Genomic DNA, 15,353 nt, shown 5'->3' on the forward strand with positions numbered 1-15,353 from the left:
TGTTTGACTTTACCTGCTGTATGATATGACAACAACCTGATAATAGTATAGTACCATGGAAAAAACAAAAATTTATATAATCGGTTCCGGGGCCATAGGAAAGGCCCTTGCCGTTTTCTTGCAACAGGAGCACAAAGCAGTGGTGCTTGTCCGGGGCAGTGTGGACCACATACCGGACCGTGAAGAACAAATCACCGTTATCGGTAGGGAACAAACCTTTCGGCAAAAAATCGTCACGACCACATTTAGTGGTCTACAGGAAATCCATGGTATGGTACTGATAGCGTCCAAGGCGTTCGCCAACGAGGAGATCGCTAGAAAGTTGAGGGAAAAGGTGGGGGATTTTTCCATAGTACTACTTCAAAATGGGCTCCATGTGGAACGTCCCTTCCAAGGATTTGAAAGGGTGTACCGTTGTGTCCTTTTTTCCACCAGTCAGGTAACGGGGGGCAACGAGGTCACCTTTAAATCGGTAACGCCATCACCGGTGGGGAACGTACAGGGAAACAATGATGGGCTTGAAGCAGTAGTGGATACAATCAACACCGTACCGTTCAGCTTCCGAAGTGAACCGGATATCACGGTACAGGTATGGACAAAGGTCATTGTCAATTGTGCTTTCAATTCCATCTGTCCGCTACTTGAGACCGATAATGGTATTTTCTTCAGAAATCCGGAAGTGGCCAAGTTGGCGAGGACCGTGATCGATGAATGTGTTTCATTGGCCCAAAAGCAGGGAATCAATCTTGATAGCGACACTATCGAAGAAAACCTTATGCTGATCAGCCAGCGCTCTGATGGGCAATTGATCTCCACTTATGTGGACATTCTCCATAAGAGAAGGACGGAAATCGATAGCTTGAACCTGGAGGTCTCCAGAATGGCCAAAGAACTGGGGGTGCCCGAGACCGTAAAGCATACGAGATTTTTAGGGGAGCTGATCCAATTAAAATCGGCCATTAAAATAAAGTGACCGCACATCCCTGTCATCGTAATTGCTCACCTTTTAGCAAAATTTAACTTTTTTAACATTAAAAATGATGGATTTTGACCCAAAATGTGGATTTGGTTTCGATATGGGTTGGATTATGTTCTCTTCCTAATCCTTTCTTACCAAGTCCCCTATATATTTACTGTCATTGATGAAATCACCTGATTGGACCTTAAGTTTTATCCAACCATCTTGTTGACTTGTAAAAGTGATTGATTTTCTAACTGTTTCCATAATCTTAGTTTATGGTGCGATATAATCCATTTTAGCACCACTTTAAAGACAAAGCTTAAAACCAGCTGTTTTAATAATTATCGTTGGATGCATTAAGAGAAAAACATTAAAAGCGTATAATTTAAGCCACCTCATTTACGGCTTTATATGGATGCTAACCAATAACATATTAGTAATTTGACCAAACTTGATTTTGTCCGACGTTTTCACATGACCCTCTATTTTAAAAAATCTCTAAAACTATCTTTGTTGACCACTGTAATTTGAGCATCATAAGCGGTTACAAAAGCTTTAGGAACTTTTACTTTACTTTTTGGATTCCACTTGATTTCAAAAGCTTCAAGTTTTCCAGCCTCTTCCTCAACATAGTCAATCTCTTGTTGCGATACCGTTCTCCAAAAATGACCTTTGGCCAGTGAACCAGTATAAGAATTATGCTTTAAACGTTCGGCTATTAAAAAATTTTCCCAGAGGTTACCTTTATCTTGGCGAATTTCCATAGCATTCAAATCGCCTATAATCATATTGCGAACACCCGTATCGTAGAAATAGATTTTTTGATTGGTCTTGATTTCGTTTCGTAAATTTTTACTAAAACTTGGGAGCTTGAATATCACATACGCCTGGCAAAGTAAATCAATGTACGTAGCTACTGTTTTTTTATCTATACCTAAGAGCTGTGACAATTCATTATAACTTACTTCGCTGCCTATTTGAAAGGCTAAGGCTCTTAATAGTTTTTCTAAAACCTCTGGTTTTCGAATGCCACCATAGCTTAGAATGTCTTTATATAAATAACTATCGGTAAGTTGTTTTAAGATTTCCTTTTCTGCTCCAAAATTATTTATGACATCTGGATACATTCCATAAATAACACGCAGTTCCAGCTGCTGTTCGGCTTTAAGATATCCTACATTGGATTCAAATTCTGTCCAAGATATAGGGTAGAGCTGATATTCCCATTTTCTGCCGGTAAGAGGCTCCTGGGTATGGCTGTTTAATTCAAAAGCCGATGAGCCGCTCACCAGTAATTGAACTCCTTTAAGTTGATCGGTAATTAGCTTAAGCGTAAGTCCTATATTATCGATTCGTTGGGCCTCATCAATAAATACAGTCTTGAAATTACCAATAATATTTTTGAGTTGCTCTAAATTGGGACTGGAAAGTAGTTTTCGGACAGTAGGATCATCCCCGTTTAAAAAGAGGTAATCCTTATCCTCGAGCAATTTATTGAAAAGCGTAGTTTTACCTACTTGCCTTGGACCAATCAATAGAATGGCCTTACCTGTGCCAAAACGATTTTTTATTTTCTCTTCTAAACTTCTATTTATCATATTTAGGGATTGTATTCCTCAAATATAGCCATATTTAGGGATTATACTCCTTGATTATAATTAATATGGTGTTTGTTTATGGATATGTTTTTCGCTTATTAAATTCTTCAACCTAAAATGATCATGAAATACCGAACCTAAGTATTCTTGAGTTTACATGCAAAAAACCAGACTTGGCAAAAAGTGGAATCAGTGCGAAAAAAAATAAAAATGAATGTTAACTGGATGAGCCGAACCGTTGAGACCACAAAAAACTTAAAATTTGAACAAATACATAATTGAGTAAATCGAGTTGAAACCCTGATTTTCGTAATTTAAAACACACGGCAACCGAAAGCTGCTCCAAAGGTTAATCGTCTTTTATCGGATGTAAGCAAAAGGAGATTTCAAAGATTTTCTATGGTACAGCCACCAGAGATGAGCCCAGAGTAAAGGTATTTTTTGGTTCAACGGGCATATGCAAATTACATGGCACTTCCAGTTTGGAGCAAGACCCTTGTCCTGAATTCATCGAACTCTTTACAAAATTTTTCAAAACGGATCTTTAAAGACTCATGCTGCGCTGTATGCATTGCATTTTTTCCAACGTGTTTGGTTGGGGCCAGTCTCAACAGGTCCGCTTGGTGTCTATCCACTTCTGCCTTGAAATCGGCAAGTATTTCCGCCTTGACCTTGACCATTTTTTTGAAGTGGTGGTGCCTTTCCCGCATCGTGTGGGTCATAACAGTTCCAAAGGCTTCCGAGCTCAACAGTCTGTCAAGGAAAACAACTTCGTTCTCCATATGTTTGACAAGAGATTTCCATCGTCTTATGTTGTAATTGTAGTCCGATAGTATTTCTTCAAAGGTCTCATCTTGTTGGTTCATGCTTATTTGCTTTTACGCTGTACGGAAACTTCTCATTTAAGCGGGATAAACCCTTATTTCTTGGCCAGTTTGAGATATTCCCTAAAATGCAATCTTCCCATGAAAAGCCTTGCCGAATTGTCAACAATCTTCTTCGCACTTTCTTCTGAATAACCAAGCTGCATGGTGTATCCGATCATCAGTTTTTGCTCTAGGGCATTCATATAATGGTGTTTGTAAACCATACTGAACAGCTGATATATCCGTTCCAGCTTTTCCTCTTCATTCTTTGGAGGGAGGGAGATAAATTTTTCTGGATTGGTAACGATATGACCATATTCTTCCGGCCTTATCCCAAGCTTCTCGGAAAATCTTTTGATTACTTTTCCTCCTTCGGCATTGACCGAACCATTGGTGGTCATCATTTTAACAATGGCGGCAAAATGGGCCACCTTGTTTTTGTATTCCTTTGATTCAAAAAAACTGATAAGTTCCATATTTCTGATTTAGTTGATGAATTTGGTGAGTAAGAGGTCAATCACATCAACAAGGATCAAGATGATGATCACCCATTCCAATCGGCTGCTCTCGCGATGATAAGTCATGTCCTTGAAGAGTTCAAGGTTATCCTTGATGATTTCAATCTGATGATGGATACATCTATATCTGTTCTTCAGGTCAAATGTAATCTTAAGGTCCTGGTCCAGTCTGTTCAGGTTTTCATCTTCCCATGTTGCCTCAGGGGAATCGAAAATATAGAGGTTCTCCGAAATCTTATTTTTCACATTGAGTACACGGCCAATATATCTTTTGAGTTTGGCTCCGCTTATGCTCAACCGACCATTTTTTTCCAAATTGGCAGTATGTTTTTCGGTGTCGGTTAGAATCTCTGAGGTAATCCCCGCGTATCTGTTCAATGCCACTGATTGGGATACATATAGCATGATCAAACGGATGGAATCGACACGGAACATGGTTAGGTTTATCTTGTCAAAGGTGACCTTGTTCTCCTTTTTGTCCGTACAGACCTCAATTTTTTCTATAAGATGGGTTTTCAAGGGATTTCTGCAGTGGGGAAGAACCTCCTTGACCACTTTTACCCTTTCTTCTGAATTGGCATTATAGGTGCACACCACACCATACTTAAAGATATGGACAAATTCGCCCTTGTACCGTTCAAAGAACAGTTCATCGTTATCGGAATAAATAAGCCTGCCCTTGAATTTTGACCTACAGGAAGTTATGGAAATTGCCTCGGCAATCTGATGGGCATAGGCAAAGTGCCCGGATGAAGAATCCAATTTTCTTATTCCTGGGGCTATCAAATCCAATGACGTTTTCATGATAATTAAATTTTAAACTGATGTTAGGGGATTTCGAGTATTAATGGACCAAGCAGAAACGAATGTCTCGATAATACTTGCTCTGATTTATCAATGTTGGGCATCGGTATTATGAGCGAATTCGGAAACATGGTGCATAAGCTCAAAATCACTTAGGGCCGAAGATTTTGATAGGCACAAGACTTTGATCAAGGGCATAGTGGAGCTCACTATTTACTTGAGGAGTGTCGCTAACCCCATATGGTACGATTCTAAATTGGATTGACTGTTCCGTTTCACTTTCCATTGCTGGAATCTTGAAATTGTGGCCTTCTCTTCCAGATGTGGAAACGGCCATCTGTCCTTCCCGTTTTTTTGTTGTACGGGTATCAGGATATTCAAAGATTTTTGATACAAGTATTGAAGTGACAAGTGCAGTGAACAAAAAAGATGATTTTTTCATGTCCGGTACATTTAGTATGATTTTACAATGAATCTCGCCGAAAGTTATATCACCTCAAGATCGGTCGCTTTTAGCGGAAATTTGCTCAACAATCCGCATGTGATATGCAAAAAAAAATTCTTTTTACGCTGTAGTTTTTTTAGTTTTCTGTTCTTAAGAGGGTCGTTTCCTGGATGGCCAACTGTTCTTTGTCTGGTCCAGTCGGCTGAATAGGTTATGGGCATAAATCTCAAGACATAGCCTGATCAAGGGGGGCAATTGATAAATAATCCATGGGTTCCAAGGAATGGTTTCTCCCTTGGTATTTGGTGTACAACTGTGAAGATCATCGCCAAGATCCGGCTTCTTAACCGCAAGAACGCTTTTGAAATAGATCTCCTTATATCTCAAAGCCCGAATCCAAAAAATCGGTTTCATCGGGAGAATGGTCTTTTCTTTACAATTTTGACCACTCAAATTCCAACCTAAAGGTAATGCAATTTCGGTCTTGAAGAATTCTTTTGTGTTAAATTTAAGGAATATGTAAGTGGCTTTTTATCAGTTAAATAAGTTCTAATTTGTGTTTGTTAATAGTGAATACGACAACGTATGGGCATAAAAATGCAAGTACTAACCCTCCTTGCCCTATAGTTCCTTTCAATTGATGTTTTTGAGAACCGGCCTTTAATCGGGTTCCGTATTCTATTTTCCAGTTTTCTCCTTAAAAAGGAAGTATGTAGGGACCCAAGAAAAAACCAAAGGACAGTTTTGTAAAAATTAGCTAAACTTCAATACAATATATCGGTTTTTTCACTTCCTTTGGATTGTTATTTAAGAGCCTCGCTTAGGGCGAAGGGCCATGCTTGCAAACAACAATGTCGGGGTTTTGGTGTCTAGGGAATTCGTCTCCAAAACCATCTACAGGGTAGGTGCCCGACAAAGAGGATGTATTCCCAAAATCATTGCACCAACAAGTGTTCCATGCCTTGGTCTCCAGACTAAGCCTCCAATTTTTTTACACAGCCTGATTAAGACCTGTTCCATACAAGAGGCCTATTATTGGACCTCCTCTTCGTATTCATTCAGGACAGGTGATTCTTTTACTGACAAATACTGAATTTATTGATCCAAAATTATGTACTATGAAAACTGTAATTATTTTAATGACCCTTGTTTTGTCCTGGATAGACATGTCCCAAGAGAATACCATTACCGCCACTTATGATGGCCTGGAAGAAGAAATCTATTATTTCACGGATGAGGATGGCAATACCTATTCGTTCCAAAGTGTGGAAGATGCCGTGTTGAAATCGTATGATCTTTCCGATGAATCCCTTGTGGGCCGCAATTTCAAGGTGACCTATATCATAGAGGAAGAATTGGACGGGGATACTGATGAAACCTATGAGAACTATGTCATAACTGGACTTTCATTGATTGATTGATTCCAAAGAGCCGTCATTTCTTATCATGGGGAAGCCAAAAAAGCAAGAGCAAAAGGGGAATAGGATGTTGTTTGTTTCACGCTGGGGCGAGATTTTGGATGTTGCCCTTGCCGTAAAAAATGAGGGACATCATGTCAAACTGTTCATAGAGGATAGATCGTCGCGTGAGATTGGGTATGGTTTTGTGCCCAAAGCCTTTGATTGGAAAAAGCACATCAAGTGGGCCGATTACATTGTATTCGACTATACGGGGTATGGTGCAGAATGCGAAGATTTAAGGGCCACGGGAAAATTGGTCTTTGGAGGTTCCCTATACACGGATCGTCTCGAACTGGACCGTAACTTCGGTCAGGCAGAACTTCGAAGGCACAAGATAAAGACTTTGGCTTCCAGGGATTTTGACTCGTTTTCTGAGGCCATTGCCCATATTGAGGCCCACCCAAATACCTATGTGCTCAAACCGTCTGGAAAGACACAAGAGCTTAAACAGCTGTTGTTCGTGGGCAATGATGACCGTGGACTGGATGTGATACGGATGTTGCATGCCTACGAGAAATCCTGGGGAGACCGATTTGGTACTTTTCAACTGCAGCATAAGGTAAAGGGTGTTGAGGTTTCCATAGGGGCCTACTTTAATGGAAAACAGTTTTTACAGCCTGTGAACATCACATTTGAGCACAAGAAACTGTTTCCCGGCGAACTGGGGGTTTCAACTGGGGAAATGGGCACCAGTATGTTCTGGACAAATGACTCTCCGTTGTTCCAGAGGACATTGAAACCTTTCGAAAGTACTTTGGCGGAACAGGGGTTCCGAGGGCATATTGACCTGAACTGTATTGTCAATGGCAATGGGCTATATCCCTTGGAATTCACCTCAAGGTTTGGATACCCCCAAGTGTTTATCCAACGGGCGGGTCTTTTGGATCCTGTCAGTGCGCTACTTATGGGAGTCGCGGATGGGACCAAAACCCAGATCCAGGTAAGAAAGGGGTTCCAGGTCGGGGCATATATTGTTGTGCCCCCATTTCCTTACGATGACAAAAAGACGTTTGAGCTTTTTTCCAAAGACGCGGTGGTGGTGTTCAAAAAGGACCAGAAAGAGGGAGTACATCCAATGCATGTGAAAAAAGTGAACGATCAATGGCTCATTACTGGAAATACGGGAATCGCTGTTTTGGTGACCGGGACCGGGATTACCATGCGGGATGCACAGCGAAGTATGTACAACCGTATCCAAAATGTCATTGTCAACAATGGATATTACCGTACTGACATCGGTGACCGATGGCTGGAAGATTCGGATAAACTGTGGTCATGGGGACTGTTATAGATTTTGACCAGAATGGGAGACGATTTTTAAAGTGGGAAAAACCCCCAGATCAGTTCTTGGCAGCTATGCCTGAAGAATGGCAGTGGGATTTTTACATTTATCTGGAGAATACTGTGGACCATATGGAGTTATTTGCTATCACGGAACAGGACCATATTTTGGGGGGAGGAATGGTATTCAAGGGTCTTCCACCAGAGATGAAAATTTTTGAAAAGGAAGTGGAAACTTTTGTAGAAAGAGGTTATTTATATATTGGTTTCCTATTTGTGGTACCGAAGTATAGAGGGCAGCATATAGGAAGCACCTGGTTGGAAAGTATGAAGGCTTTATACAGTGACAAAGGTTTTTGGCTCACCGTTGAAGAACCGAGCCTAATTGAATTTTATGAAAAAAATGGGTTCAAATGGACGGGTACCCTTGTCCAGGGCAAACGGTCTGAAGAACTCTTGACGTTAGAACCATCGAACCATTTTGGAGGTTAGCCAAAAGCATCTTAGCGGGAATTTTTTTTGTGTTTGTAGCTACCATAATTTCAAGAACCCACTTCTAGGACAACATAAGCCAAAGTATAGGATTTTATGTCCAACCATCGTTCTGGATTAGGGATATCAATCATATCCCAAGGGATTTTATTATATAGGCCATCAAAATACTTATGATAAGACCTATGTTCACTTTTGCAAAATCCCTTCCAATGACCCTATAGGTCGATTTCAGCTCCTTTTTCTTTAAAGAATAGCCCAAGGCCACCTCCCTTCCTGCCAAAATACCCACAAACGCCCAGGTCGTACTCATGGGCACATTGGTCAGGTTGCCAAACCCCATAAGCAATAGGCCATAGCACAGGTCTATAATTGTGGCTGAACGGATATTCTGCGTATTGACCTTTTGGGTAACCACTTCTTGGATCTTACCACCCCGTTTTTGGAACGTGTAGGCCATCAAGCTTAAAATGACCACCAAGGAAATTAGCAGTTCGCCCATAGTAAGTCTTCGTGGCAAAAAGACAAAAATGTTGGCAAAATCCTGAATCAACCATTGCGTCCATAGAAAGGCAGTTGAACCCCATTGCGCCGCCAGCCAGAACCTTTTTTGTTTCTTGATGTCCATGAGTCTCAATGAAGCCTTCGATTCCAACGTCCTTGCCACAAGAAGGTAAATCAAAAATGCCGAACCAAAAGCAACAGCATATCCCATGAGTGATTTCAACAGCATTTTTTCGATGACCTGGGTCGATGAAAAAACACTCAAGATCATAAAGGTGGTGCTTACCGGGATACCGAACCGTGTAATGATCAATAAAGATACTGGTGCTATCAAATACCACCAGTGCAAGCGTTCCGGCAAGGGAATTTGTTCCAACCTACCATAGGAAACATCCCCTTGAAATTGTAGCCACCCGAAAACCAAGGTGATCAACAAAATTACTCCCGCAAAACCCCACAATAAATACCAAGGTCTTTTGTGATTTGACGAAAGGAAAGTACCCAGGGTCTGTATAATATCATTTGCAATAACCGCATATGCGGCTATTAGGAAGCCCAAATAACCAACAATTGATTCCATGTAGTTGATTTGGGCACAAAGTAAAGGAATAGTTGATCATCGAAATATTTGGATACAATATCCCAAACAACAATTAACAATTACTTAACCGAAGAAAAGCTAACTTTGATTAAAATTTGATTTAAGTGGGTTTCTTAAAGCTACTTTTATTTGTACACTTTCTGTGGACATTTAGCCAGCAATGCCCTGCTTACGCTTTTGTAGAAAACCAATCAATTCAACGTATTGGAGAAAATGAAAGAAAATCATTCCCTGAGACGTATTTTCTTCAAGAGTCCAATTCCAACCCGTCCTCGGTTCAAGATCACTTAAACTTTAAGATCAAGCCTAGTCCAAAGAATTTATTTGCTTCTGGAGCGGTAATCGCAAACTTGCCGGAAAAAGGCGTTGGGCGGACCGAAAATTCCAGGCTGATCCATATTCGCTGCAGTCGACTCCTATTGTATCCTTTCCATAGTTTTCCATGACTATCCAAACCCTATTGTAAATGGGGTTTAAATTAGGATAATGACACATTTTTGGATATTAATTTTATTGACTATGGAATTTTCAATGGGCCTTGTGTCCACAATTTTGACGGCTTCAATATTCTTGCCTTTTTTCTACGCTGCCTATTTGGGCAGGCAACAAAATAAAAAGATCGAACAATTCTTTAACAAAGAGATCATCCGAAGCGGATATTCCTTTGAAGATTATGACCATTGGGGGAATACATTCATCGGATTGGATAAAAGACATTCAACCCTGGTTTATATGCGCACTACCATAACAGGTTTGCTCAAGGAGGAAATCCCCATGCTAAATGTAAAGGAATGTGTCATCTCAACAGAAGTAATAAATAAAAGGCAAAATGGGAAGGTATGTACACACCTCAAGAAAGTAAATCTCAGTATTGGCTTTTTTGGTCAAAAGGAACATCCGTTGCTTCTGAACTTTTATGATATTGATGGACACTATATGGAAGATCATGAAATCGCCAGGGCTGAAAAATGGAAAAATTTGGTGCTGGGCCATTGCAATCCCCTGAGACCTTTGAGGTCTGCGGCCTAAAAAGGACATAATTGCTTGATGTATGGCAACACCCTTGGTTATCATTATATTCATTGTTGGTTATCTTCTCATTGCCCTTGAGCATAAAATACTGGTGAACAAGGCGGCTACCGCCCTGTTCATCGGGGTACTATCTTGGGTCATTTTGTCATTTCAGATTGAAGAAATGGTGACCTTTGATGAGTTGGCCCTTCATTTTGAACAAATTGCAGAAATTTTATTTTTCCTGCTCGGAGCCATGACCATTGTGGAACTCATTGACGTGCACCATGGGTTTGAAATAGTGCAAAGTTTAATTCGGACCAAGAACAGGACTTCCCTGTTATGGATTCTCGCATTATTGACCTTCTTTCTTTCTGCAGTACTCGATAACCTTACCACCACCATAGTAATGGTCGCTTTATTAAAAAAGATCTTCCCTAACACGGAAGATCAGTGGTTTTTTGCCGGTTTTATCATCATCGCTGCGAATGCAGGTGGGGCATGGTCCCCAATTGGGGACGTGACCACAATAATGTTGTGGAATGCAAACTATGTCGGTTCCATGGAAATCATAAGGACGGTTTTTTTGCCAAGTCTCGCATGCTTGCTGATACCGCTGTTATTGATAACGTTTTCGGATTCGAGGATATTAAAAGGACCTCTCAAGTCCGATTCTGGGTACATTGTTTCATCACATCGAAAGGTCAGTAAATTTATTTTAATACTAGGAGTCATGTTGCTTTTGTTTGTTCCACTCTTCAAAAGCTTTACACGCTTGCCACCGTTCATGGGCATGTTGTTTGCCTTATCGGTGTTATGGTTGGTAACCGAGATCATGCACAGAAAAGAGGATAGGGAAATCCAAAGACAATATTCAGTGGCAGAGACACTACGGCGGATAGATACCCCAAGTGTCCTCTTCTTTTTGGGTATCCTATTGGCAGTGTCTTCCCTTGAAACGCTTGGAATATTGCAAAGTTTTGGAAAGGCCACGGACCAAAGCTTGGGCAACTTTTATGTTTCCAATGCATTGCTCGGTCTTTTATCGGCAATTGTGGACAATGTCCCCCTTGTTGCAGGTACCATGGGCATGTATTCCTTGGATGTTTACCCCAGCAACCATGCTTTTTGGACCTTTTTGGCCTATTGTGCCGGAACAGGTGGAAGCACCCTAATTATTGGTTCGGCTGCCGGAGTTGCTGCAATGGGTCTGTTGAACATAGACTTTCTTTGGTACCTCAAAAAATTCACCATCCTTGCGCTAATGGGATACATTGCCGGTATTGTGGTTTACTTGATCCAATGATGAGGGGAAACTTCTATAAGGTAGCCCCAAGCGCTCTTTTGGTTACCTTGGGAATCGTTTTCGGCGACATCGGAACATCTCCCCTTTATGTTTTTACAGCAATTACCAAAGGCACAAATTTTGGACCCGAACTCATTTTAGACAGTCCCTATTATGTCTTTTGGACCTTGATGCCCATTGCAACCATTAAATATGTCCTTTTGGCATGGAACGCGGATAACCAGAGGAAAGGCGGTGTTTTTTTCCTATACGCCCTTTTAAAAAAGACCGCAAAATCAAAGTGGATCAGTTATCCCATCCTTATCGGGTGTGTCCACTTAATCTATTTTTAAAATCAATAGGCTTGAGCGCTATTGAGGATCTTGGTTTGGACAGCTCAAACACAATGGAAGAAAACCCTATACCAAGGTAGTGGCCTTTACCATGTTTGACCAGGACGAGGCTGTAAAACAAATGCTGGAAGTTGGAGCCCATGGCTATATTCTAAAAAATAGCAGTCTTGAAATAGTTTTGGAAGCCATTCGAACAGTGACCTCTGGTAAAAGCTACTACGACAAAAAAATCCATTTGCCCAATACCGAAAAGAATAGCTCTAAAAGTGTTCTTTCCACCCGAGAGCGGGAGATATTGCAATTAATAGCTAAAGGGCGTACCTCCCACCAAATTGCCGATGAACTCTTTATCGGCAAAAGCACGGTGGACACGCACCGTAAAAATATGATTCGAAAACTTTGTTTAAGTGGAGCTGGGGAGCTGTTACGCTATGCAGTTGAGAAGAAATATGAGTTTTAACTTTTAGTCAATTTCTTGTTTGATTCAATGGAGCTTTCGCTCCATTTTTTGTTTAAAGCATTTACATAAGTAGGTAATTGGATAAAAAATCACTAGGAATGGGTATAGTTTTACCAGGTGTTTTTTTCAGTTTTGACTAAACAAAATAGATCAAACATGAAAAACCTAATTATACTCACCGTATGGATTCAAGGACAGGAAAAATTGTTTATCGACTTAAATAAAGAAATACTGAACCAAGAAATTCTGGTTGAAAGCACTGAATACGAATTAGAAATTTTAAGTAATTCAAGTATCGTTATCGAAGAGGTTCTAATGAGGAAAAATGCATCAAAATATAAACCTCTTGTATGGCCACCAACAGAATCTGATAGCATCAAACAATTTAACAAACAAGATGAATCTATACCCTTATTCCCAAAAAAATTAAAGTTTAATGACAATACTGAGTACACTTTTCTTTTTAAAATTGAAAAGGATGGCTCTGAACAGACTCGAAAGTATATATTCAAGAGCCAATCAGATTGGGACTGGTCTAGTACCTTTGGTATTAATGCGGTTTTTTTATTGAACAGTGATACCTATAAAACTATTGCAGATGGTGAGACATTTCAAATTGTGGGTGATCAAGGACAGAATATTATTGATTATGTACCGAGTATAATGTTCAGTTTTATGAACCTTTCAAAAAATTGGGCATTTGGACCATCTGCGGGACTAGGGTTCGATTTAGAACAAGTTTCAATTTTTGGAGGTTACTCCATGATGATTGGTCAGAACTTTGTTTTCACGGCAGGAGTTGCTTTCCATAGCCAAGAAAGATTGGATTCCAAATACTTCATAAATGATACGGTCGACGCTTCACTAAGCTTTGATGAACTTCATGAAAAGTATTACAGATTTAACCCATTTGTCTCTTTATCCTTGAAACTGGATAAAAAACCATTTTAAAATAATGATTAGTTATGGACAGCACGGAAAAAAATTACATTGGTACGCTCGAAATAGTATTGGCGGTTTTCTGTATATTAATCCCTGTTTTTTTGAGAATTGCAGATGACGGAGCACCTTTCAGACCAAGTATCAGTGATTATGTCCTCATGGAACGAGGGCATGTTTTTGGAATGGTATTGACCATAGCTGCAATGCTTTTTATTTATAACGGTGTGATCCAAATTACTCTGAACTCTGGTTATTCCTTACTAAGCGGGAATTTTTGGAAATCACACGGATATAATATCTTCCTTGGCTTCCTGCTTTTTGGTGTTCTGCTGTTCCCTTTGAATGTGTGCCCCAAAACACATTATGCTTTAGCCATATTATTTTTTGTAGGTAGTAGCTTCAGTATTGCTTTTTTCGGAAAAGATTCAGATAGAATCATTAGATATATCATTGCTGTCCTATCTATTATAGCCCTGGTTGTTCATATAATTGATAAAAACTTAATCAATCTTTTTTGGGCAGAATGGCTTGCTCTATTTGTAATTGGCATTAGAGGCTAAGGGAATTATTACTTTGACTTAAAGATTCAATTCTATGGTCCCTTACTTGCTATTGTTATAAAACAAGAAATTAGTTAAACTTGAATTTATAATCTTGATGGGAATAGCGGCTAAACAGATGCAGTCGCAAAAACCAAGGGGGTGATTAAAAAAAAGAAGTTGATTTCCTCCCATATATAGTTGTCAAGCCTGATTCACTTTTAGTTGAATATTTCCAAATGGTTTGGTATGCTTGCAGCATGAAACAGGTTTCGCCAAATTTTGCATTATGGATTTTTACGGTCTTGAATGTATCTATGAATACATGCATCCACTGATGCTTTTTCTTTATTCATTAAAATCACTAGAAATATTAGGATACTTGTACAAGGTTTACTCACAAAAATTTGACGGCTTAATGTCTTTAAAATGATCGTTTTACGAAGAAGTTCCAAACCTGGACGAAAGCGTCATCTGAAGATTTTTAGTTAAAATTCTTGGAATAATTCCATACCGTTTATTCGATTTTTAAATTCTTTCCAATAATTGAGTTCTTAAAAACAGTTTTCATGCTGAAAATGTAATTTTAAGATAGTAAAACAATCAAAAATCCAACAAAGCATCGTTTTTTTTAACTATCAGAAAAACAATATGTTAACTAAATTTTTTAACAAAAAATTATAATAAAATATTTTTAATCGCGGTATTTACGGATTAAAAAATAATCTACTTTTCTTACAAAATATTCTGATACATGAAAGTAAGATTACTTCTATTATTTCTGGTGTTTTCTCCACTGCTTTCCGCACAACAGAAGTTAAAGTTCACCTATGACACCAGTGGCAATCAGATTTTACGGGACAGGGTATGTGCTACATGTCTAAAGGCAGTTCTGCCAAAGGAAAATGATTCTTTACAAGCCATGGTAGATGAGGATGCATTGACAGTTGAGGAGGCCATGGACCGGATGGAAATTGTGGCCGCTCCCAACCCTGTTACAGACCTTTTGACCGTTGATTGGACAGTTGACCCACAATTGGTGCCCACCTCAATTCATTTGTTTACCGTTGATAACCGGATGTTGAAATCTTTCAATATCCGTCGTAGACAGCTGGAACAACAGTTTGAATTTTCGAACTATCCGCCAGGAATGTACATCATCCAGGTACATTTCAATAGTGGAAAATGGCGCAGTTTTAAAATTATCAAGCGCTGAACCTAAAGCGATCACCG

18 protein-coding genes are annotated in these 15,353 nt (G+C 39.7%); 11 read left to right on the forward strand and 7 right to left on the reverse strand.

From position 1 onward, the window contains the following. Positions 1–55: 55 nt before the first annotated feature. Positions 56–973: a ketopantoate reductase family protein gene (locus tag SD449_RS05370; protein ID WP_318309246.1), complete on the forward strand. Its 918-nt coding sequence runs from the start codon at positions 56–58 to the stop codon at positions 971–973. 126 nt (positions 974–1,099) lie between these two features. On the opposite strand, the gene SD449_RS05375 is transcribed toward SD449_RS05370, so the two are convergent. The 6 genes from SD449_RS05375 to SD449_RS05400 all read right to left on the reverse strand — a co-directional run bounded on the left by SD449_RS05375 (position 1,100) and on the right by SD449_RS05400 (position 5,189). Then, complete coding sequence (locus SD449_RS05375) at positions 1,100–1,225, reverse strand: ribbon-helix-helix domain-containing protein (RefSeq protein WP_318309247.1); 126 nt, start codon at positions 1,223–1,225, stop codon at positions 1,100–1,102. A 218-nt stretch (positions 1,226–1,443) separates the two neighbouring features. Beyond that, the gene (locus tag SD449_RS05380) at positions 1,444–2,559 is read right to left on the reverse strand and encodes an ATP-binding protein (RefSeq protein WP_318309248.1); all 1,116 of its coding nucleotides are present in this window, start codon (positions 2,557–2,559) and stop codon (positions 1,444–1,446) included. Positions 2,560–3,023: 464 nt separating this feature from the next. Beyond that, on the reverse strand, positions 3,024–3,425 hold the full coding sequence (locus tag SD449_RS05385; protein ID WP_318309250.1) for a hypothetical protein: 402 nt from the start codon (positions 3,423–3,425) through the stop codon (positions 3,024–3,026). Between the two features lie 53 nt (positions 3,426–3,478). Continuing rightward, the gene (locus tag SD449_RS05390) at positions 3,479–3,901 is read right to left on the reverse strand and encodes a hypothetical protein (protein ID WP_318309251.1); all 423 of its coding nucleotides are present in this window, start codon (positions 3,899–3,901) and stop codon (positions 3,479–3,481) included. 9 nt (positions 3,902–3,910) lie between these two features. Then, positions 3,911–4,747: an RMD1 family protein gene (locus SD449_RS05395; RefSeq protein WP_318309252.1), complete on the reverse strand. Its 837-nt coding sequence runs from the start codon at positions 4,745–4,747 to the stop codon at positions 3,911–3,913. Positions 4,748–4,895: 148 nt separating this feature from the next. Next, positions 4,896–5,189 carry a hypothetical protein gene (locus SD449_RS05400; protein ID WP_318309253.1) on the reverse strand — a complete coding sequence of 98 codons (294 nt, stop codon included), beginning with the start codon at positions 5,187–5,189 and terminating at the stop codon, positions 4,896–4,898. A 1,121-nt stretch (positions 5,190–6,310) separates the two neighbouring features. Here SD449_RS05400 and SD449_RS05405 point away from each other — a divergent pair. Genes SD449_RS05405 through SD449_RS05415 form a run of 3 tightly spaced genes read left to right on the forward strand, consistent with a single transcriptional unit; the run spans position 6,311 to position 8,425 of the window. After that, positions 6,311–6,613 (forward strand): hypothetical protein, encoded by a 303-nt coding sequence (locus SD449_RS05405; RefSeq protein ID WP_318309254.1) that lies wholly within the window; start codon positions 6,311–6,313, stop codon positions 6,611–6,613. 25 nt (positions 6,614–6,638) lie between these two features. Continuing rightward, positions 6,639–7,943, forward strand: a complete 1,305-nt coding sequence (locus tag SD449_RS05410; RefSeq protein WP_318309256.1) for a phosphoribosylamine--glycine ligase — start codon at positions 6,639–6,641, stop codon at positions 7,941–7,943. Next, positions 7,928–8,425, forward strand: coding sequence for a GNAT family N-acetyltransferase (locus SD449_RS05415; RefSeq protein ID WP_318309258.1), 498 nt, complete (start codon positions 7,928–7,930; stop codon positions 8,423–8,425). Before SD449_RS05410 ends, SD449_RS05415 begins: the two co-directional genes overlap by 16 nt. 130 nt (positions 8,426–8,555) lie before the next feature. On the opposite strand, the gene SD449_RS05420 is transcribed toward SD449_RS05415, so the two are convergent. Next, positions 8,556–9,509 carry a hypothetical protein gene (locus tag SD449_RS05420; protein WP_318309259.1) on the reverse strand — a complete coding sequence of 318 codons (954 nt, stop codon included), beginning with the start codon at positions 9,507–9,509 and terminating at the stop codon, positions 8,556–8,558. A gap of 540 nt (positions 9,510–10,049) precedes the next feature. Between SD449_RS05420 and SD449_RS05425 the strand changes: the two genes are divergently transcribed. From SD449_RS05425 to SD449_RS05455, 7 genes are all read left to right on the forward strand, one after another. Further along, a complete protein-coding gene (locus tag SD449_RS05425) occupies positions 10,050–10,559 on the forward strand; it encodes a hypothetical protein (protein WP_318309261.1) in 510 nt (169 codons plus the stop codon). A 22-nt stretch (positions 10,560–10,581) separates the two neighbouring features. Continuing rightward, positions 10,582–11,847, forward strand: coding sequence for a sodium:proton antiporter NhaD (gene nhaD / locus SD449_RS05430; protein WP_318309263.1), 1,266 nt, complete (start codon positions 10,582–10,584; stop codon positions 11,845–11,847). After that, complete coding sequence (locus SD449_RS05435) at positions 11,844–12,179, forward strand: KUP/HAK/KT family potassium transporter (protein ID WP_318309264.1); 336 nt, start codon at positions 11,844–11,846, stop codon at positions 12,177–12,179. Before nhaD ends, SD449_RS05435 begins: the two co-directional genes overlap by 4 nt. 79 nt (positions 12,180–12,258) lie before the next feature. Continuing rightward, positions 12,259–12,639 carry a response regulator transcription factor gene (locus SD449_RS05440; RefSeq protein WP_318309266.1) on the forward strand — a complete coding sequence of 127 codons (381 nt, stop codon included), beginning with the start codon at positions 12,259–12,261 and terminating at the stop codon, positions 12,637–12,639. Between the two features lie 156 nt (positions 12,640–12,795). Beyond that, the gene (locus tag SD449_RS05445; protein ID WP_318309267.1) at positions 12,796–13,590 is read left to right on the forward strand and encodes a hypothetical protein; all 795 of its coding nucleotides are present in this window, start codon (positions 12,796–12,798) and stop codon (positions 13,588–13,590) included. 14 nt (positions 13,591–13,604) lie between these two features. After that, entirely contained in the window at positions 13,605–14,141 is a 537-nt protein-coding gene (locus SD449_RS05450; RefSeq protein WP_318309268.1) for a DUF7103 family protein, read from the forward strand. 733 nt (positions 14,142–14,874) lie between these two features. Further along, entirely contained in the window at positions 14,875–15,336 is a 462-nt protein-coding gene (locus SD449_RS05455) for a T9SS type A sorting domain-containing protein (RefSeq protein WP_318309269.1), read from the forward strand. Positions 15,337–15,353: the final 17 nt, after the last annotated feature.

This window comes from Flagellimonas crocea (assembly GCF_033441595.1).
Lineage (GTDB): Bacteria > Bacteroidota > Bacteroidia > Flavobacteriales > Flavobacteriaceae > Flagellimonas > Flagellimonas crocea.

Coding starts and splice junctions, on each gene's coding strand:
- SD449_RS05455 (WP_318309269.1), top strand. CDS start 14,875: ATGAAAGTAAGATTACTTCTATTATTTCTGGTGTTTTCTCCACTGCTT.
- SD449_RS05380 (WP_318309248.1), bottom strand. CDS start 2,559: ATGATAAATAGAAGTTTAGAAGAGAAAATAAAAAATCGTTTTGGCACA.
- nhaD (WP_318309263.1), top strand. CDS start 10,582: ATGGCAACACCCTTGGTTATCATTATATTCATTGTTGGTTATCTTCTC.
- SD449_RS05435 (WP_318309264.1), top strand. CDS start 11,844: ATGATGAGGGGAAACTTCTATAAGGTAGCCCCAAGCGCTCTTTTGGTT.
- SD449_RS05425 (WP_318309261.1), top strand. CDS start 10,050: ATGGAATTTTCAATGGGCCTTGTGTCCACAATTTTGACGGCTTCAATA.
- SD449_RS05410 (WP_318309256.1), top strand. CDS start 6,639: ATGGGGAAGCCAAAAAAGCAAGAGCAAAAGGGGAATAGGATGTTGTTT.
- SD449_RS05415 (WP_318309258.1), top strand. CDS start 7,928: ATGGGGACTGTTATAGATTTTGACCAGAATGGGAGACGATTTTTAAAG.
- SD449_RS05395 (WP_318309252.1), bottom strand. CDS start 4,747: ATGAAAACGTCATTGGATTTGATAGCCCCAGGAATAAGAAAATTGGAT.
- SD449_RS05450 (WP_318309268.1), top strand. CDS start 13,605: ATGGACAGCACGGAAAAAAATTACATTGGTACGCTCGAAATAGTATTG.
- SD449_RS05445 (WP_318309267.1), top strand. CDS start 12,796: ATGAAAAACCTAATTATACTCACCGTATGGATTCAAGGACAGGAAAAA.
- SD449_RS05405 (WP_318309254.1), top strand. CDS start 6,311: ATGAAAACTGTAATTATTTTAATGACCCTTGTTTTGTCCTGGATAGAC.
- SD449_RS05400 (WP_318309253.1), bottom strand. CDS start 5,189: ATGAAAAAATCATCTTTTTTGTTCACTGCACTTGTCACTTCAATACTT.
- SD449_RS05370 (WP_318309246.1), top strand. CDS start 56: ATGGAAAAAACAAAAATTTATATAATCGGTTCCGGGGCCATAGGAAAG.
- SD449_RS05385 (WP_318309250.1), bottom strand. CDS start 3,425: ATGAACCAACAAGATGAGACCTTTGAAGAAATACTATCGGACTACAAT.
- SD449_RS05420 (WP_318309259.1), bottom strand. CDS start 9,509: ATGGAATCAATTGTTGGTTATTTGGGCTTCCTAATAGCCGCATATGCG.
- SD449_RS05390 (WP_318309251.1), bottom strand. CDS start 3,901: ATGGAACTTATCAGTTTTTTTGAATCAAAGGAATACAAAAACAAGGTG.
- SD449_RS05375 (WP_318309247.1), bottom strand. CDS start 1,225: ATGGAAACAGTTAGAAAATCAATCACTTTTACAAGTCAACAAGATGGT.